Annotated in this window: 24 protein-coding genes; 12 read left to right on the plus strand and 12 right to left on the minus strand. The window is 55.3% G+C overall.

The annotated features are described in order from the left end of the window. Window positions 1-6: 6 nt before the first annotated feature. Window positions 7-465 (minus strand): type II secretion system major pseudopilin GspG, encoded by a 459-nt coding sequence (gspG, locus tag HUW52_RS18730; protein WP_371748295.1) that lies wholly within the window; start codon window positions 463-465, stop codon window positions 7-9. A gap of 147 nt (window positions 466-612) precedes the next feature. Here gspG and gspI point away from each other — a divergent pair, with 147 nt between their 5' ends. Continuing rightward, entirely contained in the window at window positions 613-999 is a 387-nt protein-coding gene (gene gspI, locus HUW52_RS18735) for a type II secretion system minor pseudopilin GspI (RefSeq protein ID WP_175554532.1), read from the plus strand. Between the two features lie 504 nt (window positions 1,000-1,503). Next, window positions 1,504-1,986 carry an N-acetyltransferase gene (locus HUW52_RS18740; protein WP_175554533.1) on the plus strand — a complete coding sequence of 161 codons (483 nt, stop codon included), beginning with the start codon at window positions 1,504-1,506 and terminating at the stop codon, window positions 1,984-1,986. Window positions 1,987-2,239: 253 nt separating this feature from the next. Here HUW52_RS18740 and HUW52_RS18745 read toward each other — a convergent pair whose 3' ends face one another. Then, on the minus strand, window positions 2,240-2,698 hold the full coding sequence (locus HUW52_RS18745) for a helix-turn-helix domain-containing protein (RefSeq protein WP_175554534.1): 459 nt from the start codon (window positions 2,696-2,698) through the stop codon (window positions 2,240-2,242). Window positions 2,699-2,794: 96 nt separating this feature from the next. On the opposite strand from HUW52_RS18745, the gene HUW52_RS18750 reads away from it, so the two are divergent. Further along, window positions 2,795-3,736 (plus strand): aromatic alcohol reductase, encoded by a 942-nt coding sequence (locus HUW52_RS18750; RefSeq protein WP_175554535.1) that lies wholly within the window; start codon window positions 2,795-2,797, stop codon window positions 3,734-3,736. A gap of 176 nt (window positions 3,737-3,912) precedes the next feature. Here HUW52_RS18750 and HUW52_RS18755 read toward each other — a convergent pair whose 3' ends face one another. Beyond that, a complete protein-coding gene (locus tag HUW52_RS18755) occupies window positions 3,913-4,272 on the minus strand; it encodes a DUF6124 family protein (RefSeq protein WP_099758868.1) in 360 nt (119 codons plus the stop codon). Between the two features lie 592 nt (window positions 4,273-4,864). Between HUW52_RS18755 and HUW52_RS18760 the strand changes: the two genes are divergently transcribed. Together HUW52_RS18760 and HUW52_RS18765 are read left to right on the plus strand one after the other, a co-directional pair. Then, window positions 4,865-5,206 (plus strand): hypothetical protein, encoded by a 342-nt coding sequence (locus HUW52_RS18760; protein WP_256667855.1) that lies wholly within the window; start codon window positions 4,865-4,867, stop codon window positions 5,204-5,206. 130 nt (window positions 5,207-5,336) lie between these two features. Next, complete coding sequence (locus HUW52_RS18765) at window positions 5,337-5,726, plus strand: hypothetical protein (RefSeq protein WP_175554536.1); 390 nt, start codon at window positions 5,337-5,339, stop codon at window positions 5,724-5,726. Window positions 5,727-5,883: 157 nt separating this feature from the next. On the opposite strand, the gene HUW52_RS18770 is transcribed toward HUW52_RS18765, so the two are convergent. The 4 genes from HUW52_RS18770 to HUW52_RS18785 form a co-directional block, all read right to left on the minus strand. After that, window positions 5,884-6,243 carry a DUF6124 family protein gene (locus HUW52_RS18770; protein ID WP_099758868.1) on the minus strand — a complete coding sequence of 120 codons (360 nt, stop codon included), beginning with the start codon at window positions 6,241-6,243 and terminating at the stop codon, window positions 5,884-5,886. Between the two features lie 1,757 nt (window positions 6,244-8,000). After that, complete coding sequence (locus HUW52_RS18775; protein WP_175554537.1) at window positions 8,001-9,758, minus strand: UvrD-helicase domain-containing protein; 1,758 nt, start codon at window positions 9,756-9,758, stop codon at window positions 8,001-8,003. Between the two features lie 8 nt (window positions 9,759-9,766). Beyond that, on the minus strand, window positions 9,767-11,866 hold the full coding sequence (locus HUW52_RS18780) for an ATP-dependent endonuclease (RefSeq protein WP_175554538.1): 2,100 nt from the start codon (window positions 11,864-11,866) through the stop codon (window positions 9,767-9,769). Between the two features lie 367 nt (window positions 11,867-12,233). Beyond that, window positions 12,234-12,665, minus strand: coding sequence for a type II secretion system protein N (locus tag HUW52_RS18785; RefSeq protein ID WP_175554539.1), 432 nt, complete (start codon window positions 12,663-12,665; stop codon window positions 12,234-12,236). 120 nt (window positions 12,666-12,785) lie between these two features. On the opposite strand from HUW52_RS18785, the gene gspH reads away from it, so the two are divergent. Then, window positions 12,786-13,232, plus strand: coding sequence for a type II secretion system minor pseudopilin GspH (gene gspH / locus HUW52_RS18790; RefSeq protein WP_175554540.1), 447 nt, complete (start codon window positions 12,786-12,788; stop codon window positions 13,230-13,232). Further along, window positions 13,229-13,837: a prepilin-type N-terminal cleavage/methylation domain-containing protein gene (locus HUW52_RS18795; RefSeq protein WP_007913938.1), complete on the plus strand. Its 609-nt coding sequence runs from the start codon at window positions 13,229-13,231 to the stop codon at window positions 13,835-13,837. Before gspH ends, HUW52_RS18795 begins: the two co-directional genes overlap by 4 nt. 278 nt (window positions 13,838-14,115) lie before the next feature. Here HUW52_RS18795 and HUW52_RS18800 read toward each other — a convergent pair whose 3' ends face one another. Genes HUW52_RS18800 through HUW52_RS18810 form a run of 3 tightly spaced genes read right to left on the minus strand, consistent with a single transcriptional unit; the run spans window position 14,116 to window position 16,299 of the window. Beyond that, a complete protein-coding gene (locus tag HUW52_RS18800; protein ID WP_175554541.1) occupies window positions 14,116-15,054 on the minus strand; it encodes a DUF4880 domain-containing protein in 939 nt (312 codons plus the stop codon). 31 nt (window positions 15,055-15,085) lie between these two features. Beyond that, the gene (locus tag HUW52_RS18805) at window positions 15,086-15,637 is read right to left on the minus strand and encodes an RNA polymerase sigma factor (RefSeq protein WP_007913935.1); all 552 of its coding nucleotides are present in this window, start codon (window positions 15,635-15,637) and stop codon (window positions 15,086-15,088) included. Further along, window positions 15,634-16,299: a secretin and TonB N-terminal domain-containing protein gene (locus HUW52_RS18810; RefSeq protein WP_158833266.1), complete on the minus strand. Its 666-nt coding sequence runs from the start codon at window positions 16,297-16,299 to the stop codon at window positions 15,634-15,636. The genes HUW52_RS18805 and HUW52_RS18810 overlap by 4 nt, the downstream gene beginning before the upstream one ends. 207 nt (window positions 16,300-16,506) lie before the next feature. On the opposite strand from HUW52_RS18810, the gene HUW52_RS18815 reads away from it, so the two are divergent. Further along, window positions 16,507-16,821: a hypothetical protein gene (locus tag HUW52_RS18815; protein WP_175554542.1), complete on the plus strand. Its 315-nt coding sequence runs from the start codon at window positions 16,507-16,509 to the stop codon at window positions 16,819-16,821. Between the two features lie 100 nt (window positions 16,822-16,921). On the opposite strand, the gene HUW52_RS18820 is transcribed toward HUW52_RS18815, so the two are convergent. Beyond that, on the minus strand, window positions 16,922-17,362 hold the full coding sequence (locus tag HUW52_RS18820) for a carboxymuconolactone decarboxylase family protein (RefSeq protein ID WP_016984408.1): 441 nt from the start codon (window positions 17,360-17,362) through the stop codon (window positions 16,922-16,924). A 311-nt stretch (window positions 17,363-17,673) separates the two neighbouring features. On the opposite strand from HUW52_RS18820, the gene HUW52_RS18825 reads away from it, so the two are divergent. The 4 genes from HUW52_RS18825 (at window position 17,674) to HUW52_RS18840 (ending at window position 21,099) form a co-directional block, all read left to right on the plus strand. Then, on the plus strand, window positions 17,674-19,107 hold the full coding sequence (locus HUW52_RS18825) for a PLP-dependent aminotransferase family protein (protein ID WP_175554543.1): 1,434 nt from the start codon (window positions 17,674-17,676) through the stop codon (window positions 19,105-19,107). Window positions 19,108-19,230: 123 nt separating this feature from the next. Next, on the plus strand, window positions 19,231-19,524 hold the full coding sequence (locus HUW52_RS18830) for a putative quinol monooxygenase (protein WP_108226751.1): 294 nt from the start codon (window positions 19,231-19,233) through the stop codon (window positions 19,522-19,524). A gap of 239 nt (window positions 19,525-19,763) precedes the next feature. Beyond that, entirely contained in the window at window positions 19,764-20,168 is a 405-nt protein-coding gene (locus HUW52_RS18835; protein WP_016984405.1) for a cupin domain-containing protein, read from the plus strand. A gap of 217 nt (window positions 20,169-20,385) precedes the next feature. Further along, window positions 20,386-21,099, plus strand: coding sequence for an ATPase (locus HUW52_RS18840; RefSeq protein ID WP_175554544.1), 714 nt, complete (start codon window positions 20,386-20,388; stop codon window positions 21,097-21,099). A gap of 165 nt (window positions 21,100-21,264) precedes the next feature. On the opposite strand, the gene HUW52_RS18845 is transcribed toward HUW52_RS18840, so the two are convergent. Beyond that, window positions 21,265-26,160 (minus strand): NAD-glutamate dehydrogenase, encoded by a 4,896-nt coding sequence (locus HUW52_RS18845; protein ID WP_175554545.1) that lies wholly within the window; start codon window positions 26,158-26,160, stop codon window positions 21,265-21,267. Window positions 26,161-26,535 lie beyond the last annotated feature (375 nt).

Raw genomic sequence — 26,535 nt, forward strand, 5'->3', positions numbered from 1 at the left:
CCGGCCTTACAACTGCCAGGAACCGATATCGGCATTCACGCCGTCGCCGTCCGGCTGACCGTCGGCACCGAGGGAAAAGATGTCGATCTCGCCATTGGCGCCGGGGTTGAGGTACTGATAAGGACGCCCCCACGGATCGTTCGGCAAGCGCTCCAGGTACGAGCGCCAATTGCTGTTCTTCGCATCCGCCGGCCGCTCCACCAACACCTTCAACCCTTGGTTCATGCTCGGGTAAGTGCCGTGATCAAGGCGATACAACTTCAACGCCTGCATCAACCCACCAATATCCTGCTTCGCCGCCGTCGCCCGCGCCTGATCCGGCCGGTCGAGCACCTTGGGCACCACCATCGCCGCCAAAATCCCCAGAATCACCACGACCACCATGATCTCGATCAGGGTAAAACCCTGCTGCCCACGCGGCGCGCGCATCGGTTGCTGAAGCGATTTGAAAGGTGCGATATCCATCTCGACATACCCTGGCTTGATTCGATTCGACGCGCAGTGTTGCAAGAAGATATGTCAGTGATGTTGAAAATCCTCGGGTGTTTTCGTCGTCAAGCCGTCAAGCACGCGGGTTAGCGTCGAGGGCTGGGTTTTGGCTTTGGGCGGTTTATGCGTGCGCGTTCGCGGGAAGCGGGTTTCACGTTGATTGAGGTGCTGGTGGCGCTGGCGATTATTGCCGTGGCGATGTCGGCGGCTGTGCGCGTGGCGGGGTTGATGACGCAGAGCAGCGGGGTTTTGCGGGATCGGTCGGTGGCGATGATTGCGGCGCAGAGTCGGATGGCGGAGTTGCGGTTGGAAGGGAAGTTGCCGATGGGGATGAAGGCGCAGGAGTGTGATCAGGGGCGGTTGTTGTTGCGCTGCGAACAGGTAATCGCAGCGGCAGAGAATGGTCGATTGCTGAAGATCGGCATCCAAGTATTCGACCGCAACCAGGATGCGCCGCCGTTGGCCAGGCTGGAGACTTTGATGTCCCGAACGGAAAGCCCCTCACCCTAGCCCTCTCCCCGAGGTAGAGGGGACCGATTCGGGGATATTCGAGAGTTACACCGACTTGAACGTCTTTCGTTGAATCCAAAATCGCCAAGCTCACAAAGCCAAATCGAAGGCCCTTCACCAAACCCATAATCACCAAGGTCTTTCAGGTCGACGTACCCCGCAAGACACCTCAGTCTGCCCCCTCTCCCTCCGGGAGAGGGCTGGGGTGAGGGCCGCTTCTAATCACGAATTCCCCAGAACAACCACCCGATCAATCACTAGGTGATCCCGACACCTACATCACCCCGGCAATTGCAAATTATCCAACGCCCGATTCACCGCCAACTCCCTGCGTCTCGGATCCCACGACAGATCCGTCCCCTTCCCCCAACAGACGTAAGCGTCCAGCGAACACATCCCCTTGAAGCTGATAGGGAGCCATCGCCCCCATTGCACCGAGGCCGCAGTGGTTATGCGGATTCAGTTCTCTATAATCACTGACCGGCCATGTTTAGGGTGCTTGTTATGCCAGCCTCCGCTGATCAAAACTCCGCTGTCGTTTTATGCGCAGCTTCCAGTAACGACCTGGAAGATCTGGTAGCCATCCGGATTGAGGCCATGCGCGAGAGCCTCGAACGGCTTGGACGATTTGACCCGGATCGTGCGCGCGAACGATTTATTGGTGGGTTCGACGCTAACAGCACACGCCGCATAGAAGTATCAGGTGATCTGGTCGGTTTTGTCGTAATCAAAGACCAGCAGAGCGAGCTGCTGCTTGACCACTTGTATGTGATACCCAGTGCTCAAGGAGCAGGAATCGGCTCTGAAGTGCTTACTCGGATTTTCAGAGAGGCTGATGAGATCGGGCGTCCCATCAAGGTGGGTGCTCTCAAGGAAAGCGCTTCAAATCGCTTTTACACTCGCCATGGCTTTGTGTTCGTCGAAAGCGGTGAATTCGATAATTATTATGTCCGGGCTAGCGGTAATGCAGTTGATTTGGGCGACTAGGCAGATCTTGATACGGAGCCCCGTCAGGAACATTCAAAGGTACGGATCTATTTTTTCAAGAATAAACCCAGGTTCTTTTCCTGAAAGCCATAATCACCAAAATCTTCCAGGTCGACGTACCTCGCAAGACACCTCGGTCGGCCCCCTCTCCCTCCGGGAGAGGGCTGGGGTGAGGGCCGCTTCTAATCGCAAGTCCCAAACCCGGCAACAGATTCGCCACGTTCTGCGCAATGGCCTGAACCAAAGCAACCAATCAATCAGCCCCATCCAAATCAACCAGCCCCACCACCGGAACCTGCCAAGCAGGTTTTTTCCCACTCTGACCATCAAACGCCCGGCGCGCCTCGCGAAAATCATCCACGTGCTCCACAACCCACGTCCAAATCGGCGACATACGAACCAACAACTCCATCCCCAACGCCGTCAGCTCGTACTCGACATGGGGCGGCACTTGATCCAACTCCCGCCGTATCAGCAGACCATCGCGTTCCAGCGCACGCAGCGTCTTGGTCAACATGCGCTGAGTCACGCCCGTCATTTGCCGTTTGATCTCGGCATGACGCATCGTGCCGTACACACCCAGGGCATGCAGGATGCCCAGTGACCAGCGGCTACCGGCGTGAGCCAGGACTTCGCGCCGCACGCCATCATCGTCTCGTCTTAGCGTCTGGCAGATCGCTTCTGCCTGGCTAAGGGTTTCCTCATCGGTCATATGTCCCCCTGGTATCACGCGTGTGCCTTCTTCTGAGCGCTGCGCAATCGTGCCAGCATCGCCAAATCATACAGACGACGGATCTCAGGAGACATCATGACCGAAGCGACCCACCCTTCCCCACAATCCATTCTCGTACTCGGCGCCGGCGAACTCGGCCTGCCGGTGCTGCGCAATCTTGCGCGGGTAGCCGAGCGCTCGACCGGCAGCACCATCAGCGTCCTGCTCAGGGATTCGACCATCAACACGCAAGCCCCCGAGAAAAAACTGGAAGTCGATGAACTGCGCAGTCTGGGCATCCAGCTAGTCGCTGCAGACCTGGTTAACGATTCCATCGATCAACTGGCCGAAGTGTTCGCAGCATTCGACACCGTCATAGGCTGCGCAGGCATGGTCGCGGGCCGTGAAACGCCGATGAAACTGGCGACAGCAGCGCTCAGGTCCGGCGTGAAGCGCTACTTCCCTTGGCAGTTTGGCGTCGATTTCGAAGTGATTGGCCGGGGCAGCCCGCAGGATTTGTTCGATGCGCAACTCGACGTGCGCGAGCTGCTCCGCGCCCAGGATAAAACCGAATGGGTGATCATCTCGACCGGCATGTTCACCAGTTTTCTGTTCGAGCCGGTCTTTGAGGTCGTCGACTTTGAGAACGACGCCATCAACGCCTTGGGCAGCCTGGAAACCAGCGTGACGCTCACGACGCCGGAGGACATCGGCAGGCTGACAGCGGACATCGTTTTCTTCGAACCGCGCTTTCGCAATGAGATCGTGTACCTGTCTGGCGACACGGTGACCTATGGACAAGTGGCGAGCCTGCTTGAACGTGTGCTGGGGCGTCCGTTCAAGCGTAATGTCTGGACGGTTCCGTACCTGATGCAGGAGCTGGAAAAAGACCCCACCCACCACATCAAAAAATACCGCGCCGTATTTGCCCAAGGCAGAGGCGTGTCGTGGCCGAAAGCGGGGACTTTCAACGAACAGCAGTCGATTCAGGTGACTACGGCTGAACAGTGGGCTCGGGATAACCTGACAGTCGATTGACGCAAAGAAAGCCCCCCAATCGCGGGTACAGAAACTCGTAGGTCTCTCGACATTTATCGCGGCTGAAGAGCCAGCACACTCCCACCTTGGAACACACTCAAAGGAGGGAGCGAGCCTGCTCGCGAAGGCGCCAGAATGAACACCCGATTAATCACCAAGTGATCCCGCCCCCCGCATCACTCCGGCAATTGCAAATTATCCAGCGCCCGATTCACCGCCAATTCCCCGAGCATGATCAACTGCGCAATCCCCGCCAGCGCCTGGCGCTGCGATGCCGGCAACAGGCTGGAGACGTTCTGGGCGATGGTTTTGGCCGAAGCGAGTGTTGCACTGGCATCGACCAGCAGTTCTTCGGTTTTGTTGTCCGCCGTCACGGCGTACATCCCACGGTTTTTACGTGGGGGCGGCGTGGAACCGGGTGGACAGAGGTAATGGTCGAGCGCGCGGTCGGCGGCTTCGTGGAGTTTTTTGGAATCGATGGATTCGTAGGGGGAAACCGATGCGGTTTCTGGCGGGTTGGGTGTTGGTTTGATCATGGTGAAGCTCCTTGATGACTGGAGCCGCCACCGTTCGCGGTCAAACAAACAGGGTGGCAGCTGTACGCGGGTTGACCGACCGGACATCAAGGAATCCGGCACACCCGAAGGTGTCCCACGCACAGCCACCGCGACATGATTTCAGACAATGCCTGAACACGTGCAGAACGCTGGCGCGCCTTGATGTTGGGCGGACGGTCAAATCCGATCGCTGATTCGTCAGCGACCGCACCACAATAGAACTCGCCCCCAAGGCGCACAAGCCGGCGGATTCTGGCGTAGCTGTAGGCAAAGGCGCAAGGATATGTAGCCTGAGAGAGTATCTGGAGATGTCTTTTTAAACATTGATGTTTATCGAGACGTTAATGCGGCACCTCCCCCACTTAAACGAATCTGCCCCATTACCGGCAATTTTTCCCGCGCACAAAACGTAAACCCAGTCGGGGCGTAAAGGCATTGCGAGTGACTCGACAGAAGCCACTCACCAACAGTCAATCAAAGGACTGTAAGAAATGTTGAGCGCAACTTTTGCCTCAGGCATTCTGTGCGACGCAAATGTACATGGACGGTAGATTTTTGGCGGTACTGTTAAATGAAACTAAAAATATTAGCCATCAGCCTTTTATGTTGCGTCAGTTTATTTTCTAGCGCAGCAGACGTTCCTATCAAAGAGGGAATGCCATTTTCGAAAGCCCGAAAAGCTTTGATTGAAAATGGCTGGAAGCCGAATCCGTCCTACTCAGGTGAGTTCGGGGTCGAAAACGTCATCCATAGAAAAGGCTTCATTGAAATCGAGTCTTGCACGGAGGGCGTCCGTTTCTGCAGCTTCAACTACATCAAGAACGGAGCTTGTTTAGGTGTAGGAACTGTCGGCGAAGAAGTCAAAGACATGAAAATTTATTCCTGGAACTTCAAATGCCCTGAAAAGGATTGAAACCAGAAATCGACAACGAAGTGGGCGGCGCTTCCCGAAGGTCCAGGCAAGAAGAATCACTATCCTCCGCAACCTTACGCCGAGTATCCAGACTTTTTATCGACCTACAAATCTGCGGAGGAGCTGTCCAATGAAGGCCTCAACCCTCGTACTTGTCGCAGTTTATTGCATGGGTATCAGCGCAGCGTTTGCCGATGCCTCACAGGCGCCAAACGACCAGCGAGGGCCAGCAGACATCGTCGTCGGTGAGCGTTTGGCTGCGGCCAAGTCCAAGCTAGTCAAACAAGGCTGGAAGCCGACGCGAATGCACACCACCGACGGCTATGAATACAGTGGCGTGGAGAAGGAGCTGGCAGCACACAAGTTCTTCGAACTGGATAACTGCTCTTTTGATAGTACGCGCTGCATCTTGTACTACGCGAAGAAAGGAATTTGCCTACGCGTCGATACCATCGGTGAGCAATTCAATGACATGACCGTGACGCGATGGACCCGCGAATGTCCCGAGGCGCCCCAATAACCACCCGAAGACGACACGGTAATAATCGACTGCTCCCACAGGTTTCAGCGTCGCACACAACATCTGCAATCAGCACAAAACCCTGTGGGAGCGAGCCTGCTCGCGAAGGCGCCAGAGTTCACACCTGATCAATCAGCAGGTGATCCCGACACCCGCATCACTCCGGCAATTGCAAATTATCCAACGCCCGATTCACCGCCAACTCCCCGAGCATGATCAACTGCGCAATCCCCGCCAGCGCCTGGCGCTGCGATGCCGGCAACAGGCTGGAAACGTTCTGGGCGATGGTTTTGGCCGAAGCGAGTGTTGCACTTGCATCGACCAGCAGTTCTTCGGTTTTGTTGTCCGCCGTCACGGCATACATCCCACGGTTTTTACGTGGCGGCGGCGTGGAACCGGGCGGACAGAGGTAATGGTCGAGCGCGCGGTCGGCGGCTTCGTGGAGTTTTTTGGAATCGATGGATTCGTAGGGGGAAACCGAGGCGGTTTCTGGCGGGTTGGGTGTTGGTTTGATCATGGTGAAGCTCCAAATTTATACCTGGTGGAACCACCAACACCTGTCGCTAAACAAGTAAGGGTGGCAGCTGTACGCGGGTTAGCGAACCGAGAGGTATAAGACCCGGCAGACCCGAAGGTCTCCCACGCACAGCCACCATATCGTCATCGCAAACGTCTGCGACAAACTGGAGCGTCGTTGTACTTATACCTGGTCAGGTCGCTAAACCCGATCGCTGGGTTGCCAGCGACACGTAGACGATAAAGACCAGGTACAAAGCGCACAAGCCGGCGGATTCTGGCGTAGCTGTAGGCAAAGGCGCAAGGATATGTAGCCTGAGAGAGTGTCTGGAGATGTCTTTTTAAACGTTGGCGTTTATCGAGACCTTACTGTGGCACTTCCATGAGGTGGGGATGCCGGTCAGATGATTCTCAGATTTATTTTTTGGAAATAAATCAATCCCCTTTTTCGATTTTTGTCGAACTTCATCTGAAACGTCGGATGCTTCTTCATGAATACGATGGTTTCGATATCTCCGTCCTCAAAGGCGACTTAGTAGCCGACATAGAGCATGACTACTAGGGCGAGGATTACTGCGATTAAAAGCTTTTTCATTGCTGTGGCGCCGACGAGGGAAGCAGTTGGAGAGTGTCAGTTTTTTGTGTGCGGACCGGTACGGCCCACACATAAAATATCTGCCGGTCCCGAAATAACCTCTATTCTTATCAAAACGCCTACGCAAAAGCTGATGTCACTCATTTTATAGTCTCCGCCGCCGCAACCGATCGTTTTCATCCAATATGAACTGTCGTGACCAGATTGCAGCCCAAAACTGCATCGTTATAATCCATGACCTGGACATGATCCACGCCAACGCTTTGCGCCAAAGTGGATTTGTGTAAAAAGATCCCCCACGGGCGCCAAACACCCACTTCCAGTAAATCTCAATTTCTCTCTTCGCGTACGTGATCGAATTGCAATTCCAAAAAGTACCCCATCGCCGACTCCAAGTGTCATTCATTAACCAGTTGTGAGTGAGATACGAAGTTAGAGAATCGAACTCCTCGAGTTGGCAATCGCCCACAAAAACGGAGCACCTTCGAAATTGGTATTGCTCCAAGGAGAATCGGATGTCGTGGTGGTGAGACAGAAAATCTTGCGAAGGGATACTTTTGAGGTTGAAAACAATCGGGGAGCGATCAAGGTCATACACACTTAGCGCATCCTGATAGCGAACTCCCGCGCCCTCTGCCTCAAATACACATTCAAATTTCGTCACCGCGGTGTTAACAGATCGAAATGCGACCTTGGACACCCGGGGCTCCGCGTCAGTTAGGTTTGGGAGATAAAGAGAGTACTCAACATGCTGACCAAGCTTTTGCCAGCGGGCACCAAGTCGATGACGCTTCGCCCATCGCTGATGAGCCTCAAAGTAGGTTTTATAAAACAGTGCTTTGGTAACGCGGTGCCAGCTCCACACAAGGGCTTTGAAGACTACCCCCCATGGCGTCGGTATCGTCATGTTCGCTCCTAGTAAGATTTTAAGAAAATGGTAACAAGGACGGATCTATTTTCACATGTAACAAAGGAATTAAAAAAGGGGCTGACTTATTTATGGAAATATGCTACTGGTCTCGGCACCAGAGCGGAACGTTGCGAGTTCGGACATTAAAATTCCTACCTGACAGGAAACTAATAAGTTTCTAACCCATAACCATCATAATTAAAAACAGACAATATTTTTTTATCCGACCCGCCAAACATTCCCATTCGTACATCTATAAGTCATAACCATACTTATAGTTTTGTATAACTCCTGATGTCTGATAAGGACGTTTACTATTAGTCATACGCCCGCTCTCAGAAAACAAGTATAGATTCTTTTTTGCCCTTGAAGCTATCACATATAGCATTTTTGATTCAGAGTTCAAGCCGACATAATCTGGCCTATCAATTATATCGTTCCAATGCGGGATGAACCCACGGAGTAAACCATATGCAATTACGGTATTGTATTCCTCACCCTTCACACCATGACAGGTATTGATTACAACCCCAACCGACTCTTTGAAAAAGCTTTTAAACACACATATATTGTTTTCATACTGACCTTCATTAGCCTCAATATTCTTTCTCGCTTTTTCAAAAAAAACATCATACTCATCCTTGAGTCGACCTGCTAGGTCCAAACCAAGTCTGGACATCATATAAACAAAACACTCAGACAAATAAGTAGTGCCCACGTTTTCCAATGAGAAGAATGAATTTACGATATATAGCAACTCCCTAGAGTTTCTATCAACTGCAAAGCCGAATTCTCTATCTAACTTCTCAAGTGCTTCTGACGCCCAACGGCTTCGAGTAGACACCAAACGCCCGGAGGGTTCGGTTAGAACAAGCTTTGCAATTAACAGCCAAAAATTGTCTTGTTGCCCATAAAATGGGGTAAGTGCCGGAGCGTCAAACTTTATGTCTGGAAGCAGCTTTATCAAACCCCTAGCAATTGTTCTAATATGGACCCATTGAGGCGCTATTACGCAAATCTCTCTTTCAGAGACACCTGAATCAATCGTCGCCTGTATTATTTTTGCAATCACATCGGGCAACTGAGCTTTATCTATACTTTTGTTAAAGAATTTAATTACTCCACGCTCATTAGAATACGAGGCCTTTGATACTACACCTTTGACCTCTCTAAAGTAAGAAAAGTAATCAACCACACGCTGAGTAGACCTGTAGTTATCCTTAAACTCAAAAAGCCTGAGATTGGCCCCTTCAAACTCAATATTAAGTTCGTCAACATCTCTAGAAACGGCACCTATGTTTGTATATATCGCTTGATTTGTATCACCCACGATAAACAATTTCGGTTTTATTTTCCCACCACTATAAATTTCTGACAATATCGCATACTGCAAGTCGCTGACGTCTTGAGCTTCATCAATGCAAATAAGCGGGAACAGTGAGCATAAAGTCTGGGATACTTCCTTGCGACCGGAAACAATTAGAAAAGCCAAATACAAAACCTGATCAAAGTCAATTTTTTTATTAACCCTTAAAAATTGGTGGTATTTTTCTAATACCGCTTCAGCCGATTTAGACTTATTGTAAGCGTTCCCAAAACGATCAAGCCTTGTATTTACGTCATCGTAAACTCCAACCCCACATTCTTTTTTTAACTTGGCGAGAACTCTCTTTGACTCATACTCATCTACAATTGAATACCCATTTTTCGTCAAGTCCAAATAAGCAGCATACGGTTTAATTATCCAATCCAACGCAAAAGAATGAATAGTCCCCGCCCAAAGCCTATGATGGTCATACGTATGGTTGCTCTCAATTCTTGACCGCAACTCTTCAGCAGCACGATTAGTGAATGTTACAGCCAATACCTTTTCTGACCGAGAGGATAACTCGAGAACACCTTTTGCAATTCTTGCAGTTAACGCTCTTGTTTTTCCGCTACCAGGACATGCGGAAACATATGTATTCCCATCATACACAACAGCGTTAGACTGCTCCAAACTTAATTCCATATTATACATTACCGCCGCAACAAATTTATTAGGAGGCTCAAATCATCGTCTGGGCAAACCTTTAAAAACTCATTTATACAAGATGAAAGATCTATCCTATTTGCCTTGAAAAATGCAATCGGCTTTTCCTTATCCTCTAATATCGGCATCGGATTTCTCAAGCGGTGCACACACATCTTGTACAAGACCTGCTCAGATAGTCGACCGCCACAAGCAAATGCTATTGCAGCCAATATATAAGGCGGAATGAAGACCTGTGAAGAAATTTTCTCCGCCAAGAGTAGCGAAAACCACCCCTTTCCTACTTTTTCAGCTAATCGAAGTACTTCCTTTCCGTAGATATCGATGTTTGAATTTGAGAGCTTGTTTTTTGACGCAGTTATGTTGGCTGGTTTACTGTATATCGAAGACAGCACCTCGATAACTTCTCTAGAGTTGTCCGCCATAATGAAGTCAACTTCAAATGTATGCATCGCATAAAAAGCTTTAACATACATATTACCAGCGATTAAATCATCTAAAGCAGCCTTTCTCTGCTGGCCGGAATTCTGAGAGTTTCTGCAATCCCGCTGATAGTCCGTATCATCTTCCGGATCATCCGGAAGTACAACAATGCTTTCATCAGAATCCGTGATAATAGCGCAACACTTTCTGATTCTCTTAGTATTAAATAGCTTTGAAACATGCTCAAAAAAGGCACTTTCCATATTTATTAAACTAATCCCTAATTCATCTAAGGATACACCCAGTACATTCTTCACCAGTGCAGGGATGATTATAAGCTCGGCGTCCCCCTCAACAAGCACTACTCCCTTTGCGAATAGCAGTGTCGAACGTGTAGCATTTAAGTATCTTTCAATGCGACCACTCTCTTTTTGCGAAATTCCATTCGCTGGTTGAAAAACGTCAACCTCACCACTCTCCAGCCCTAAAATATTCATCTCTGATATTTTTGCCACAGACGAAATATGCGTTGAGTGTGTAGAAAGAAAAACTTGCGTCTTTCCAGTCGAATGTTTTTCGAATAACGTCTTTTGTATATGAGTGTGAATATGAGCTTCGGGCTCTTCGATAATCAAAAACTGACCAGCCTTTTCCGCCTCTTGTTTACGCTCATATTCAAGAAGCTTAAGTGCTATATAAATTAAATTAGCCCCACCCAAGCTCAACTCACTCAAATCACCGCTATAGCCATCTATGTAATTATCCCCAACGGTCAGCGACAACTTTTGCAACAACTTATCAAGCCCACTTGGAAGTGAAGACTGAATATCAATAACTGGCGAGAACGTATAACCAACCGTATTATGTAGTGTACTTTGTATCCCTTTGGACAAGCTCTTTATTTGATCCAGACTTGAGATCGCTCCGTTCAGTTCAGAGACCAACGCGGAAATCCCAACTGCTTCAACTTCATCAATCTCTGACTCAAGTCCTTTCAGCAAAGAAAGCAATGGGCTACTTCTATGGTTTTTTAAATCTGACACCACATCTCGGAGAGCTTTAACAAAAGTAAATGACACTTCCTCATGGACTGGATATATCTTTACCCCATAAGCATCAAAATTTAAATTTTCGGGATTAGGAAAAATATTCCTATCAAAATCCCCAACTAACTCTTTATACGACTCCTCACTCAAAAAATTTGCTGTAGACCTTCCTGTAAATATTGCTTCGTAATCATCGATAACAATACTATCCAATACTTGCTTCACCTCATCAAAATCATCATTAGACTCGAACAATTTTTTTCTAATAATTAGATTCGGTCTAAAATAGTACGTTAGCGTACCTCGCCCTTCACCCTCCATATGACCCGTAAGGTGTTTTAATGTCTGACACCCTTCATGAACCGTTAACTCTGAAAAGTCTACAGAAAGAATTATCCAATGACCACGCCAGGAAGATAAATTTCGGCAAAAATCAGACTCGTACAACTTAACAATATTTCTAGGAAGGCTGTCATCTAGAAGGAGACGCAAAGTGTATAGTGCGTTAGACTTCCCCGAGCCATTTTCGCCCAATACAGTATTAACCCCCTTATTAAATACAAATTCTGAGGCTAAAAAATTCCTGAAATTTCTAATTTTAAGAGAGCTTATATACATACAGCCTTCTATGCCTATAGGTGCTTTAACTGATTAGCGTCATTTTTCGAAATCAGAACACACGCCGTTTTCTCCACAGCCCGTCATTAGGAATTTTTACTACCTGATGCGAAATGGGTAGTCGCTGTGAGTTCTACATTCTTAGACTGGAATCAGTGTCAGCGCCAATTTCAGCAGAGAATTTTTTCTAAAATCACTCCTATCGATACGAGCCTTTAATCTGTTGTGTGACTCCTCAAGGTGGAGCGTGATGGATTCCATGCATCATCTTGGCAAATTGCCGAAGCCTCACTGTGCCTTGATCTCCCACCAGTCAAAAATCTTCTACTCGACTGAAACGCCAAAATAGCGCCCTTTTCCCAACAACTCACGGCCTCACCAACCTCGGCAACACCACCCCCTCCCCCAACTTCTCCACCACCAACCTCACCCTCTCCCCACCCTGCTCAATCACCACCCCATCCCCCTCCACCGCCACCAACTTCACCCCAGGCCCCACCTTCTCCCCCTGCAAAAAACTCCTCGGCGGCCCATCGTTCAAACTCAGTATCGCCACCGCCCCCCGACTCCCCGCCATCACCCCGCTCACCTTGATATCCATCGGCGCCGTTTGATTGGAAAACCACTGCAACGCCGGGCTATCACTGCGCGCCGCCAGCAACTGCGGGGCGGCTGCCGGGGTGTGTGATTCGGCGGAGGTCAGCAGCAGCGACGACCATGTCGCCACGCCGACCAGCGCTGCGAGCAGTGCGAGGGCCTGGACCATTTGGGGTGGGGAAACGCGTGCGGTGAAGGTCATGGGTTGAATCTCCTTTTTATCCCTGCTGTCAGCCTACGCGGCAATTCTCTCCGTTTTATTTCACACGCCTTACATATTGGCCGTGCACGATGGCGCAGGACGCAAAGGAGCGCGCGCGTGATGAACAGGCAACAGGGTTTTACGCTGATCGAGTTGATGGTGGTGCTGGTGATCATCGGCATCGCCAGTGCGGCGATCAGCTTGAGTATCAAGCCCGATCCGGTGCAGTTGCTGCGCAAGGATGCCGAGCGTGTGGCGCAGTTGCTGCAGGTGGCGCAGGCGGAGGCCCGCGCCGATGGTCGGCCGATTGTGTGGGTGAGTGATGCCAAGGGGTTTCGGTTTAGTCGGCGCAGTGACAGTGGCAAGGGGTTTGATCATTTCGCGCAGGATCCGCAGTTGCGGCCGCGTGCCTGGCAGAGTCCGAAGATGGAGGTGCGGGTGGAGCCGAAACAGAAGGTCGTGCTGAATGCTGAGTGGATCAATCCGCCGCTGCAATTGACGTTGTCGGATGGCTTGAATCGCTTGAGTGTGCTGCGTGATGGCAGCGGAAGGATCAGCCTGCAATGAAGCGCCAGCAAGGGTTTACGTTGATTGAGGTGATGGTCGCGATTTTGTTGATGGCGGTGGTGAGTTTGATTGCCTGGCGGGGGCTGGACAGTGTGACGCGGGCGGACAGTCATTTGCAGGCGAGCAGTGAGCAGAGTGACGGTTTGTTGCGGGCGCTGAATCAGTTGCAGCGGGATGTGGAGATGCGGGCAGGGATTGAGTTGACCGAGCCGAAGAAGGTTGGCGTGGATGATGAGCCGCCGAGCGCCCCGCCCGCTCTGACTGTGCGCAGTAGCGACAGTAAGGGGTTTCGTCTGGACATTATTCGCACGGCGGCGGATCAGCCGGGGGCGTTGCAGCGGGTGCGGTGGTGGGTCAAGGGCGACACGTTGTATCGGGCGGTGGCTGAGGCACGGAGTCGGTATCCGTTGCCGGCGCCTGGGAATGGGGTGGCTGTTTTGAGTGATGTCAGTGATGTGCAGGTGCGGGTTTGGGAGGTGGATAAGGGGTGGCGGCAGTTGAGTGGGAATCGGCGGGAGGATCCGTTGGGGTTGGAGATTCGGTTGAGTCGGGGGACGGCGCAGGGGGTGGAGAAGTATCGGCAGGTGATTGGGCCGTTGGAGTGACATTTACCCCTTCTGATCGGATATTCCTGTAGGAGCTGCCGAAGGCTGCGATCTTTTGACTTTGATTTTGAAGATCAAAAGATCGCAGCCTTCGGCAGCTCCTACATTTAGATTGGGGGTCGTCAGTTGGGGATTGGTTGGCTGTAAGGGCGTCATCGCGAGCAGGCTCGCTCCTACAGTTGGATCGGGTACATCAGCAAGAGATTGGTTGGCTGGTGGGCCGTCTTCGCGAGCAGGCTCGCTCCCACAGGGGGTGGTGGTGATTTGGTGGGGGTGGGTTAGCTGAGGACGACTACGCCGCCGGGGAGTTCGGTGCATTTGACGCCATAGGCGTCGCGGATGAGCAGTGCGACGCCGGCGAGTTGGTCAAGGCTGAAGCGGGCCTGGACGCGGCGTTGGCCGAGTTCGCGGTTGAGGAGCAGCAACATGCCGGGGCGGTAGCGGTTGATCTCGTCGATCATTTGGCTGAGGGTTGCGCCGTTGAAGACCAGCACTTGTTGGCGCCAGTTCATCACGGCGGCCGTGTCGACACTTTGCACGCTACCAACCTGCCGCGCGTCGTAGGTCACTTGCTGGCCCGGCTCGAGGCGCAGGCTGCGACCTTCAACATCCACTTCAACCGCGCCATCGAGGCAAGTCACGCAAACTTGTTGATCGGTATTACGCAGGTTGAAACGCCCCTGACTGGCGCGCAACCACCCTCCTCCAGCCTGCATCGCCAACGGCAACCGCGCGGTCTGCACTTCGACTTCGCCGCTGACCAGTTCAAAGCCCTGCACGCCGTTATCGATTGAGCGCTGATTGATCCGCGTCTGGGTGTTCAGCTCCAGACTCACGCCTTGCGCCGGTTCAAATCGGCGCTGCTGGCCAACTTCAGTGATGTAGTCAGCACCCAGCCCTTCGAAGCCACCGGGAATCGTCCCGCGCACCAGCAAAAACGCCGCCGACGCAGCAATCGCCCCGCCGAGAAAAGCACGTCGCCCAAACCCACGCGGCGCCTGCATCTGCTCCACAGCCGGTTGCAGTTGCTGCCACAACCGCTTGGCATCTTCGAACGCGCGGGCATGCTCGGCGCTCTCCGCGCACCATTCACGCAGGGCACGGGCGTCGGCCACGGTGGCGCGGCCGGAGGTCAGCAGGACCAGCCAGTCGCGGGCTTCGCTGTGCAGATGGTCGGCCGCCGATGGCTCGGCAGGTGTCAGTCGAAAGATGTTCAAACGCGCAGATTCTCAACGAATTGATCGGGCACTATTCAGAAGACGGTTTTCCGGCCCCGCGACCGAACCGCTGAAACACTTTTCTTTCCAGTTTCGCGGCGCAGAAGCCCAGTGCGGCTTTGATTTCCTTCTCGACCATGCGCGTGGAAATGCCGAAGCGCTGGGAGATTTCCAGGTGCGGCGCCTCCTCCAGACGCGCGGCGATGAAGATCTTCCGGCGCCGTGCCGGCAGCTCATACAACGCACTGAGCAGTGACTGGATTTCCTTTTGCCCACCGACCACTCGCGCCGGGTCGAGGGCTTCGTCGCCGATCTGCAGCAGTTCCTCGACTTCCTCGCCGGTGAGCAGGCGCGCGTCGGCCTGACGGCGGTCGGCGGCGATGTTCAGGGCCATGCGATAGAGGTAGGCATTCGGCCGCAGGACGTTCGGCGGCGTCTCCATGCGGTCGACGCGCAGGTAGGTTTCGTGCAGCACGTCGTTGGCCAGATCTTCCGAACCGAGACGCCTGCGCAGGCGCACCCGAAAGTCCTCGTAGGACGTCAGGAACAGTTGGACCATCGAACCTTGTCCGGTGTCTTTCATCCCCCGGAAACTCCTTCCCATTTGGTGCATTCCATGCGTTTCCCTGACGACTCCGGTAACAACAGCAACGTGACCGGCTGACGCAAGGCGCTGGGCGTCGGCCGGTCGATTTTGAGGTTGCGAAAACTTTCCACCAGCGCGTTGTCGCGCCGTACATCACCGGTCGAAGTGACCAACCGGTTGTGTTGCACCAAGCCGTCGCGGCCAACCCAAACTTGCAACACCGCGCGATAACTGCCCGGACGGGTCAGCGGCGAGCGGCACAGGTTGCGCTCGATCGCCGCTTGCACCGCTGTCGCGTAACTGCGGTTGACGGCGACGCTTTCCGGCGTCTGTTTTTGTGCCGGCGCCGGCACGTCTTCGACCTGCGCCACTTGCAACGTAAATGCATCGTCGCGGGCATAACGCGCCATCAAACCACTGCCGCCGAGCAATCGACGCAGGGCATCGGCGGCGGTGAATTCACCGTCCACCGCCAGCGAGCGACGACCGCGACTCAACTGGCTGTCGACCAGCACCGCGACGCCGGTGGCGTGGCTGTACTGATCCAGCGCGCGGGCCAGATCCTGTGCCGGAATGTGCAGCGTCATGCGCAAGTCCGCCGGCACCGCGTCGGCCATGGCGTGGCCCGCCGCACAGCCAAGCAGCCACCCCAGACACATCCGGCGCACAAGCCTCGTTGAACGCTGAAAACCGTCCGTGGAATTGCCTCGCTGCACGGCTGACGAATCCTTGGAAATCGTCATCCTGAGGGCTGTTTATGAATCTGGTGTGACGGGCGGTGCAAAAAAACCATCACGGGAATTGCGCACGGCTTGCACTAGACTCACGCCATAGCGCGGCCTCTTCCGGCCGGCCAGGAGGCGAGCATGAAAACACTGTGGCGATTGAGCCTTGGCGGGCTGTTGTTGATGGCGCTGTCGAGCGCTTATGCCGAGGAACCGTTGGGCTGTGTCGAGGTGACGGTCGGCGGCTACAAGGCGCCGAATTACGATTGTTTGAGCCAGCAGATGGGCAACAACCCGGAAGGCGCTGCGGCGGCGCAGAAGAATCAGGAGGCGCTGAATGTGCCGGTGAACAAGCGGCCGCCGAATCAGGTTGGGCTGGCGACACCGGCGGCGACCAGTACGCGGATGGGCAATACCTTTGGCACCTCGGTGAAACCGCAACGTCCGGCGAATTAGGGCAACGTCAAAATCAAAAGATCGCAGCCTTCGGCAGCTCCTACATGGGATTTCGATCGTTTCCCTGTAGGAGCTGCCGAAGGCTGCGATCTTTTGATCTTCAATCGCTAGGCGTTTGGCGGAAGCTGACGGCGAGTCGATTCCAGCTGTTGATGGTGGTCACGGCCATGGTCAGGTCGACCAGTTCGCCTTCGCTGAACTGCTCGCGGGCCTGCTGATAAACCTCATCGGGCACGCGGCTGTCAGCTAACAGTGTCACCGCCTCGGCCCAGGCCAGCGCCGCACGCTCGCGCGGGTTGAAGAAGTTGCTGTCGCGCCACACCGCGATCGCATACAGGCGCCGATCACTCTCCCCGGCCCGCCGCGCATCCACCGAGTGCATGTCGGTGCAGAATGCGCAGCCGTTGAGCTGAGAAGCACGGATGCGGATCAACTGCAGCAGCGGCTGCTCGATACTGAGGTTGGCGGTCAGCGCCTCCATGGCAATCATCGCTTTCATCGCCTTGGGCGAAGCGTTGTAGTAATCCAGGCGCGGGGACATGGGCTAGTCTCGGTAGACGGAATAATGACTTCACCGTAAACGCCGACAGCGATGCATTACAGCCCCAATTTGTCGAATTGTGGGTACACCACTGAATCGCGGATATACACGATACCTGTGGGAGCGAGCTTGCTCGCGAAAGCGCCAATCCAGACACCCTATTTGGCGACTGACACACCGCATTCGCGAGCAAGCTCGCTCCCACAGGGGATCTAGGCCAATTTCGGGTTTTTCGGGTAGGCAACTATTGCCGATCTCGCAACAGCGGTAATCTGGCCGGCACGCCAAATAGCCTCGGGAGCCTCGTCGGTATGGAACTTCACGTCGTGATCAACGGCCGCAAGGATCTTGCCGGTCAGTTGTATCAGCAGTTGCGCGGGGCCATCGAGTCCGGGCGCCTCGCCGCTGGCACGCAATTGCCGCCCAGCCGTCTGCTCGCCGAGCAACTGGGCATTTCGCGCAAGACCATTTCCGACACCTACGCGCAACTGACCTACGAAAACTTCCTCACCGGGGTGATCGGCAAGGGCACCTACGTCAACGCGCGCCCGGCGCAGGTCCAGCGCAAACAAAGTCATACCGAACTGGCCAGTGCCGAGGTGATCGAGAGCTGGCGCAATCTGCCGGTGTTCCTCCGTCACCCGACGCTGGAAGGCTCGCTGCGCTACGATTTCATCGGTGGCGCCACCAGCAAGGGCCAGTTTCCGCAGGATGACTGGCGCCGCTGCGTCGCCCATGCGATGCGCCAAATGGGCCAGTCCAAGGGTTTCTACAGCGTCGCCGAAGGCCTGCCGGCGCTGCGCAATGCGATTGCCCGGCACATCGCGTTTTCCCAAGGCATCAACAGTCAGGATGAAGACATCGTGGTGTGCAACGGCGCGCAACAGGCGCTGGACCTGATCACCCGTGTGTTGATCCGTCCCGGCAGTCTGGTGGCGATGGAAGATCCCGGTTATCCGCCGGCACGCCTGCTGTTCGGCACCCATGGCGCTGAGGTGGTGGGGATTCCGGTGGATGCCGAGGGCATTCAGGTCGAGCACATTCCCGATGGCACGCGCCTCATCTATGTGACGCCGTCGCACCAGTTTCCGCTGGGCATGCCGATGAGTCAGGCGCGCCGTGAAGCCTTGCTGGCTCGCGCGCATGAACTGGGCGCGATCATCATCGAGGACGACTATGACAGCGAATTCCGCTACGAAGGCCGGCCGACCGATTCGCTGTTCAATCTCGATCAGCGCGGCATCGTCGCTTACGTCGGTACGTTCTCGAAAACCCTGCTGCCGGAGCTGCGTTTGGGTTATGCAATCCTGCCGCCGGCGATTCTCGAAGCGGTGATCCGTGCCAAGCAACTCACCGATCTGCACGCCTCGACCCTGCCGCAATGGGCGCTGGCCAAGTTCATCGCCGAGGGCTGCCTGCTCAAGCATATCCGCCGCTGCCATGCGATTTATGCGCAGCGCCGCGAGCGGATTCTGGCGCGCATGGCCACTGATCTGGCGCCATGGCTGGAGGCGGTGCCGGCCAGCGCCGGGTTTCATATGGCGGTGTTCTGCAAAGTGCCGATCGACCTGCCGCTGGTGATCGAACTGGCGAAAAAAGTCGAAGTCGGTTTGTACTCGATCAATGGTTTCTACCATCAACAACCGGCAAAGAACGGCCTGTACTTCGGCTTCGGCGCCATCGAAACCCTCGACATCGATATCGCTCTGGATCGCCTGCGCGACATTCTCCAGCAGGTCGCCTGAGCGATTGGCATAAAGATTTAACCGCCGATTGGTTATTGGTCTTCCGGGGGTGCAGGCCTATCCTGCACAGGCGTTATCCCTCAATGAGCAGGATTCGTCCGGCCTGATTCAGGAGTGTGAGCAATGTCCAACGAAGTGATCAATACGGTCCAGGTGCAGGCTGCCGCCGGCCGCTCGGATGAACTGGGCAGGCAACTGCAGAAGATCGTCGACACCCTGCGCGAAACGCCGGGCTGCGATTCCTACCTGGTCGACCGCTGCCCCGAGGACAGCCACCGCTGGACGGTCAGTGCCCGCTGGCAGTCGGAAGCGGCGATGCAGGCGCATTTCAACCGGCCCGAGGCGCAGGGGTTTATTGACCTGATCGATAGTCGATTGGCCAATAGCGTCGACTTCAATAGTTTCCCTATCGTCTGATCTGACGCCTTCGCGAGCAAGCTCGCTCCCACAGGGTTATCTGTTGTTCACAAGATGGGTGAGCAACCGCAGAACCTGTGGGAGCGAGCTTGCTCGCGAAGGCGTATTACGCCACACCGATAGCCTTTCTGACACGCCGGCAATTGGTCACCTGATCTTCCCGAATATTGGCCGTTTGAATGCCCCGCCCCCCGGACTACTGTGATCAGCAACACCCCGATCATCACAGGTAACCCGCCATGAAAGCCCTGCCCTTCTTCGCCGCCGCCCTCGCCCTGAACCTCTGCACCTCGGCCGCCTTCGCCCACGATCCCTCGGAAAAAGTCACCGTCCTGCAAGACCAGATGCTGAAAAACGCCCCCGGCAAAAAAGCCATGATGATCGAGGTGGACTACAAGCCCGGCCAGTCCTCCATCGCCCATAAACACGACGGCACCGCCATGGCTTACGTGCTTGAAGGTGAAGTAATTTCCCAGGTCAAAGGTGAACAACCGATCACCTACAAGAAGGGCCAGTTCTGGTACGAGCCCGCCGGCTCCGAACATCTTGTCTCGAAAAATGCCAGCCAGACCAAGCCTGCCAAGTTGCTGGTATTCATGGTGCTGGCCCCGGATGAACAAGTGTTGATCCCGCTGAAAAACTGATGGCTGTTTAACCAGCCATAAATAAACGGGCGCAAATCGACGATTGGCGCCTTTTTATTTCCCTGCGCAATTAGCTGCTACGGGTTAAAGCCAATCAAACTATTGCTTAGGTTTTATTACAGCAAACTGTCAGCTTGGCGGGTTTAGTCTGAATTAACTGTCGTCACCGACGGCATTTCAAACTTTCCGACTGATGTTGTTTCACGGGAGAAACACCATGAAACTTGCGCTCACCAGTGTCTTGGCGATATCTGTTTTAGCTCTGTCAGCCTGTTCAGTCCCCACCGCGCCCCAAGCCGTTTCCTCACTGGACACAATGCTCCCCCATCCCACCGGCCGCAGCAGCGCCACCCAGGTAAAAAGCGGTACCGGCGTGTCGCTCGGCGTGGTCTACAGCCCGAGCACTCAGACCAATCGCGAATACCTCCGCGACTATCAAGCCAACGCCGGCACCGGTTTCGGCCAGAGCCTGCTGGTGCAGCCGATTCATGACGCCTACGTCGCCAGTTCGAAACCGGACATGGCGGTGGAATGGGTGAATGCCTCGCTGCACCGCCAGTTCGGCTCGGTGACGGTGTACCCGGACATGCAAAGCCTGCGTGCGGCCAGACCGGATGTGGTGGCGATCGTCGACACCCACAGCCAGTTGATTACTTCGCGCAGTTCCGACATCAAGGCCGACGTCAGTGCCGACTTTTATGATGCGCGGCTGAACTACATTGGTACGGCGAAAGGTTCGGATGCACGGGAATTGACGCCAGTGTGGGCGGACTTCAAGCGCTCGGAAGAGATAGTGGCGGATATTAATCAGCAGCAGGACGTGCAAGTTCGGGCGTTGCAGAAGTTTGACCAGTCGCTCAACAATTTAGTGGCCAGACCGGCGGACAAAGTGTCGATGCTGGATAGTAAACAAGGTCAGAAGTTGTATTGATATAAAGGGCGCCATCGCGAGCAGGCTCACTCCTACAGAGGGAACGCATTCCAACTGTAGGAGTGAGCCTGCTCGCGATGGCGCCGCAACAGGCACCAAAAAACTCTCAGACATAAAAAAACCCCGGCATCTCACGACACCGGGGCTTTTTCATTCAACCACTACTTACGCCAGTTCAAGCTCGGCATTCGCAGCAGCCGCAGGCACGACCGCTTGCCCGCTCAACGCCAGATCCAGCAGTTCACGGTTGGCCACCGCATACATGGCGTAGTCCGTGCCGCTCGCCGCACGGATTTCCACCAGCATGGCGCGCCAGCGCGAGATCATGCTTTCGTGCTGTTCCATCCACAGCGCCAGACGTGCTTCCACGTCCAGCGTGCCGTCGCCCTGTTGCAGGACGGAGATGGTGATCGCACGTTGCTGCCAGTCGACGTCATCACGGAACGCTTCACGGGCCAGGGCCTGCCAGTTGTTTTCAACCGGCAGCGCGCTGATCTGTTGCAGGTACCAGGTGATGTCCAGCGCACTGCCCACGGCGAAGTAAGCCTTGGCCACTTCGGCAGGGTTCTGGCCAGTCACGTCGGAGGCTTCGATGATCGGCAGCAGGGTGTACAGGTGCGAGGTGCCCGCAACCATACGCGCCAGCAATTCCGGCACACCGGCTTCGACGTACGCCTGGTAACGCGCCTGCCAGTTTTCACGGATTTCGCCGCTCAGCAGTTCGTCGAGTTTCAGGCCCAGCTCTTTCAGGTGCGGACCGAAATGCGCGACGTCACGGGCAGCGTTCTGCTCGTTGCGGCGGGCACGCAGGAACCAGCGCGTAGCGCGACGGCCCAGACGCATCAGCTCGTCCATCAGTTCCAGCTGCACATCAGCGGAAACCTGATAGTCCAGCGCTTCGATCTGACGGAACCAGTGCGGGAGGTGGAAAATGTCGCGCACGATCACATAAGCGCCAGCGACGTTCGCCGGGCTCATGCCGGTCGACTCTTTGAGTCGTTGAACGAAGGTGATGCCCATGTGGTTGACCAGGTCGTTGGCGATCTGGGTGCTGACGATCTCGCGCTTCAGACGGTGACGACGCATGGCTTCGGAGAACTTGCTGACCAGAGACGGCGGGAACGCCGTTTCCATGTCGCGGGTCAGGTAATCGTCATCCGGCACCAGGGAGCCCAACAGCTGCTCTTTGAGGTCGATCTTGCTGTAGGAGATCAGCACCGACAGCTCAGGACGGGTCAGACCGTGGCCTTCAGCAATGCGCTCGGCCAGTTGCTCTTCGGTCGGCAGGAACTCGATGGCACGGTCCAGCTTGCCACGACCTTCCAGATCGCCCATCAGACGCTTGTACTCAGCGATGCGCGCATACGCACGACGCGCCGCCAGGGACAGAGCCTGAGTCTGCTTGTAGTTGTTGCCCAGCACCAGATTGCCGACTTCGTCGGTCATGCTCGCCAGCAACTGGTTGCGTTGCTTGTCGGTCATGTCACCGGCCTGAACCACTTCGTTCAGCAGGATCTTGATGTTCACTTCGTGGTCGGAGCAGTCGACGCCACCGGCGTTGTCGATGAAGTCGGTGTTGGAACCGCCGCCATTCAGACCAAATTCGACACGACCCAGTTGGGTCATGCCGAGGTTACCGCCCTCGCCCACGACTTTGCAGCGCAGCTCGTTGCCGTTCACGCGCAGTGCGTCGTTGGCCTTGTCGCCGACATCGGCGTGGCTTTCGGTGCTGGCCTTGACGTAAGTACCGATACCGCCGTTCCACAGCAGATCCACTGGCGCCTTGAGCAAGGCGTTCAGCAGTTCGGTCGGGGTCAGTTTGTCAGCCTTGATGTCGAAGCGTTCCTGCATTTGCGGGGAGATTGCGATGCTCTTCGCGCTGCGCGAGAAGATACCGCCACCTTCGGACATGATGCTGGTGTCGTAGTCGGTCCAGGCCGAACGCGGCAGGTCGAACATGCGCTGACGCTCGACGAAGCTGGTGGCCGGATTCGGGTTCGGGTCGATGAAGATGTGCATGTGGTTGAAGGCCGCGACCAGTTGCAGCTTGTCGGACATCAACAGGCCGTTACCGAACACGTCACCGGCCATGTCGCCGACGCCTACAACAGTGATGCTGTCTTCCTGAACATTGATGCCGCGCTCGCGGAAGTGGCGTTGTACGCCAACCCACGCGCCTTTGGCGGTGATGCCCATTTTCTTGTGGTCGTAACCGGCCGAACCACCGGACGCAAAGGCGTCACCCAGCCAGAAGCCGTAGTCGATGGCGATGCCGTTGGCGATGTCGGAGAAGGTCGCAGTGCCCTTGTCCGCCGCGACTACCAGGTACGGGTCGTCATCGTCGTGGCGCACCACGTTCAATGGCGGTACCAGCGCGCCGTCTTTCAGGTTGTCGGTGATGTCCAACAGACCGGAAATGAAGATGCGGTAGCAGGCGATGCCCTCGGCTGCGATCTCGTCACGGCTGCCGCCCAGAGGCAGACGACGCGGCAGGAAGCCGCCCTTCGCACCCACTGGCACGATGACCGAGTTCTTCACTTGTTGAGCTTTAACCAGGCCGAGGACTTCGGTACGGAAGTCTTCTTCACGGTCGGACCAGCGCAGACCACCACGAGCGACGTTACCGAAGCGCAGGTGCACGCCTTCAACGCGTGGCGAGTAGACGAAGATTTCGAACTTCGGCACTGGCTTCGGCAGTTCAGGGATCGCGTGCGGGTTGAACTTGAAGCTGAAGTACGACTTGTTCTGGCCGTTGGCATCAGTCTGATAGAAGTTGGTCCGCAGGGTGGCTTTGATCAGGTCGAGGTAACGACGCAGGATGCGGTCTTCGTTGAGCACCTGGACGTCGTCCAGTGCGGTCAGAATCGCTTGCTCCAGACGCAGTTGCTTGTCTTCCAGATCGTCGTCGCTGAGTTTGCGCGCCAGATAGAAGCGGGTCTTGAACAACCGGGTCAGCTCGCGAGCGATGTCGGTGTGGTTGTTCAGGGTGCTGGCGATGTAGCCCAGATCGAAGCCCAGACGAATCTGCTTCAGGTAACGCGCGTAAGCACGCAGCAGCGCCACGTCGCGCCACGGCAGACCGGCGGTCAGTACCAGACGGTTGAACGCATCGTTTTCGGCGTCGCCGCGAACGATGTGGACGAAGGCGTCCTGCAGGGTGTCGTTGAGTTGCTGGATGTCGAGATCCAGACCTTCAGCGGCAGTGAACGCGAAGTCGTGAATCCAGAACTCGCGGCCATTGGTGTGACGCAGACGGTACGGGAATTCACCCAATACGCGCAGGCCGAGGTTTTCCAGAATCGGCAGGACGTCGGACAGCGCCAGCGGGGTGTCAGCGTGATACAGCTTGCAATGCAGCTCGCGTTGGCCGGAGACCTGACCGAGCGGCTGATAGAAGCTCATCACCAGCGGATTTTTTTCGTTGAGGCTCAGCAGGTGCTGCATGTCGACCACGGCCGAATGCGCGGCGAAACGCTCGCGGTAACCAGCCGGGAAGCCTTTCGGGAAGTCGGCCAGCACGTTGGTGCCGTGAGCTTCGCCGAAGCTTTCGACGGTCAGTGCGGCGTAGTCGTCCTGCCAGCTGCGGCAGGCTTGTACGACTTCTTTTTCCAGCAGCACCGGGTCGATGTCGAGACGGTTTTTCGGGTCGACACGCAGGATCAACTGCACGCGGGCCAGAACCGACTCGGAGAAGAACGTCCAGAATTCGCAATCGGAAGCCTTCAGGCGCTCCATCAGCACTTGCTGGATCTTCTGGCGAACTTCGGTGGAGTAGATGTCGCGCGGCACGTAGGCCAGGCAGTAGCAGAAACGACCGTACGGGTCTTTGCGCAGGAACACGCGGATCTTGTTGCGTTCCTGGATCTGCACGATCGACATGACGGTGGTGAACAGTTCGTCGACCGGGGTCTGGAACAGGTCATCACGCGGCAGCACTTCAAGCACCTGCGCCAGTTCCTTGCCCAGGTGAGCCTTGGACTGGAAGCCGGAGCGCGTTTCGATTTCTTCGACCTTGCGGCGGATGAACGGGATGACCCGCACGCTCTCGCCATACACCGACGAGGTGTACAGACCCATGAAACGATGTTCCTTGATGACTTTGCCGTCAGCGTCGATTTCACGGATCGACACGTAGTCCGGGTAAGCCGGACGGTGGACACGGCTCGGATGCGCAGCCTTGGCGAACGACAGCAGGGTCGGTTCGCGCAGGTAGCTCACGGCGTAGTCTTCGATGCGCAGGTCATCGTAGGTCAGGCCGGTGCGCAGCAGTTTGGTCAGGCCGAGGAAGGAGTTCTGGTCGTACTCGATATGGCCGCCATCGGCCTGATCGGTGACCAAGAATTCTTCGTAGCCGAGGAAGGTGAAGTGGTTGCCCACCAGCCATTCCAGGAAGCTTTTGATTTCGTTCTTTTCGTCGGCATCAACGGCAAACGCGCTGTTGTCGAGTTTGGTGAGGATTTCCTGCACCTTGGCTTTCATCGGCTCAAAATCGGCGACCGCGACGCGGACTTCACCGAGAACCTGTTCCAGCTCTTTGCTCAGCACATTCAGTTCGGCCGCGTTGGCGCAGCGGTCGATTTCCAGGTACATCAACGACTCTTGCAGAATGTCGTCGCCCTGGGTGCCTTTCGGCAGGATTTCCAGCAACTCGCCCTTGCTGCCACGACGCACGCTGAGCACGGTGGTTTGCAGGGTGTGGATGCTGTAGCCGCGACGGTTCAGTTCGGTACGGACCGAGTCGACCAAAAATGGCAGGTCGTGGTGCAGGACTTCGACCGCGGTGTGGGTCGACTGCCAGCCATGACGCTCGTAATCGGGGTTGTAGACGCGCACTTGCGGTTGCGCGTGATCGAAGCGCTCAAGCAGGCGCCACGCAGAGAGAGTACAGCCAGCGAGGTCGGAGAGGCGACGTTGAGTCAGCTCGTCCAGGGAAATGATGCCGAAGAATTGTTCAGCGAACAGCGCCACTTGTGGCAGTGCCTGTTCACTGATGTGCTGCGCCAGTGCCGCTTGCAGTTGGTGCTGGAAGTCGGCTTTGCTGGCTGCGGTGAAGAACGCCATCTGTGGTACTCCGCTTAAGCTTGTTATTGATGGAAAGCGTCGCGTGCAACACCCCTTTCGGGGCTTGTGTCGCCCTGTTCCTGATTCTCGGGCAGAGGAAACAGGGGGACAGGTGGGTGAAGCTGGACGGGACACTCAGGTCACATTCACCTTCCATAGAATGAGCATCTGCAAAAGCGACTGCCAGCGGTGCCGACAATGCCTTTACGGGTGCTCATCCGTTGCGCAGCTTAAAGGGTGCGACAATGTGTCTGCTTGCGGTGCTGCGACATATTCGGTCATTGGCACGTAAACCGAGGGTTTGGCACCGATAAACACTAGCACTCGTGTCGGAAAACGCCGGGTTGCATGCCCGTATTTACGGGACATTCGTGC

The sequence above is a fragment of the Pseudomonas sp. 43A genome, assembly GCF_013363935.1.
GTDB classification, from domain to species: domain Bacteria; phylum Pseudomonadota; class Gammaproteobacteria; order Pseudomonadales; family Pseudomonadaceae; genus Aquipseudomonas; species Aquipseudomonas crudilactis.

What these genes read in the sequence shown, in the direction of transcription:
- HUW52_RS18770 (WP_099758868.1), bottom strand. Translation starts at nt 6,243, where the DNA reads ATGATCAAACCAACACCCAACCCGCCAGAAACCGCCTCGGTTTCCCCC.
- HUW52_RS18760 (WP_256667855.1), top strand. Translation starts at nt 4,865, where the DNA reads ATGAAACTAAAAATATTAGCCATCAGCCTTTTATGTTGCGTCAGTTTA.
- HUW52_RS18830 (WP_108226751.1), top strand. Translation starts at nt 19,231, where the DNA reads ATGTCCAACGAAGTGATCAATACGGTCCAGGTGCAGGCTGCCGCCGGC.
- HUW52_RS18835 (WP_016984405.1), top strand. Translation starts at nt 19,764, where the DNA reads ATGAAAGCCCTGCCCTTCTTCGCCGCCGCCCTCGCCCTGAACCTCTGC.
- HUW52_RS18820 (WP_016984408.1), bottom strand. Translation starts at nt 17,362, where the DNA reads ATGTCCCCGCGCCTGGATTACTACAACGCTTCGCCCAAGGCGATGAAA.
- gspI (WP_175554532.1), top strand. Translation starts at nt 613, where the DNA reads ATGCGTGCGCGTTCGCGGGAAGCGGGTTTCACGTTGATTGAGGTGCTG.
- HUW52_RS18755 (WP_099758868.1), bottom strand. Translation starts at nt 4,272, where the DNA reads ATGATCAAACCAACACCCAACCCGCCAGAAACCGCATCGGTTTCCCCC.
- gspH (WP_175554540.1), top strand. Translation starts at nt 12,786, where the DNA reads ATGAACAGGCAACAGGGTTTTACGCTGATCGAGTTGATGGTGGTGCTG.
- HUW52_RS18785 (WP_175554539.1), bottom strand. Translation starts at nt 12,665, where the DNA reads ATGACCTTCACCGCACGCGTTTCCCCACCCCAAATGGTCCAGGCCCTC.
- gspG (WP_371748295.1), bottom strand. Translation starts at nt 465, where the DNA reads ATGGATATCGCACCTTTCAAATCGCTTCAGCAACCGATGCGCGCGCCG.
- HUW52_RS18840 (WP_175554544.1), top strand. Translation starts at nt 20,386, where the DNA reads ATGAAACTTGCGCTCACCAGTGTCTTGGCGATATCTGTTTTAGCTCTG.
- HUW52_RS18810 (WP_158833266.1), bottom strand. Translation starts at nt 16,299, where the DNA reads ATGTGTCTGGGGTGGCTGCTTGGCTGTGCGGCGGGCCACGCCATGGCC.
- HUW52_RS18740 (WP_175554533.1), top strand. Translation starts at nt 1,504, where the DNA reads ATGCCAGCCTCCGCTGATCAAAACTCCGCTGTCGTTTTATGCGCAGCT.
- HUW52_RS18765 (WP_175554536.1), top strand. Translation starts at nt 5,337, where the DNA reads ATGAAGGCCTCAACCCTCGTACTTGTCGCAGTTTATTGCATGGGTATC.
- HUW52_RS18805 (WP_007913935.1), bottom strand. Translation starts at nt 15,637, where the DNA reads ATGAAAGACACCGGACAAGGTTCGATGGTCCAACTGTTCCTGACGTCC.
- HUW52_RS18815 (WP_175554542.1), top strand. Translation starts at nt 16,507, where the DNA reads ATGAAAACACTGTGGCGATTGAGCCTTGGCGGGCTGTTGTTGATGGCG.
- HUW52_RS18745 (WP_175554534.1), bottom strand. Translation starts at nt 2,698, where the DNA reads ATGACCGATGAGGAAACCCTTAGCCAGGCAGAAGCGATCTGCCAGACG.
- HUW52_RS18780 (WP_175554538.1), bottom strand. Translation starts at nt 11,866, where the DNA reads ATGTATATAAGCTCTCTTAAAATTAGAAATTTCAGGAATTTTTTAGCC.
- HUW52_RS18845 (WP_175554545.1), bottom strand. Translation starts at nt 26,160, where the DNA reads ATGGCGTTCTTCACCGCAGCCAGCAAAGCCGACTTCCAGCACCAACTG.
- HUW52_RS18825 (WP_175554543.1), top strand. Translation starts at nt 17,674, where the DNA reads ATGGAACTTCACGTCGTGATCAACGGCCGCAAGGATCTTGCCGGTCAG.
- HUW52_RS18775 (WP_175554537.1), bottom strand. Translation starts at nt 9,758, where the DNA reads ATGGAATTAAGTTTGGAGCAGTCTAACGCTGTTGTGTATGATGGGAAT.
- HUW52_RS18795 (WP_007913938.1), top strand. Translation starts at nt 13,229, where the DNA reads ATGAAGCGCCAGCAAGGGTTTACGTTGATTGAGGTGATGGTCGCGATT.
- HUW52_RS18750 (WP_175554535.1), top strand. Translation starts at nt 2,795, where the DNA reads ATGACCGAAGCGACCCACCCTTCCCCACAATCCATTCTCGTACTCGGC.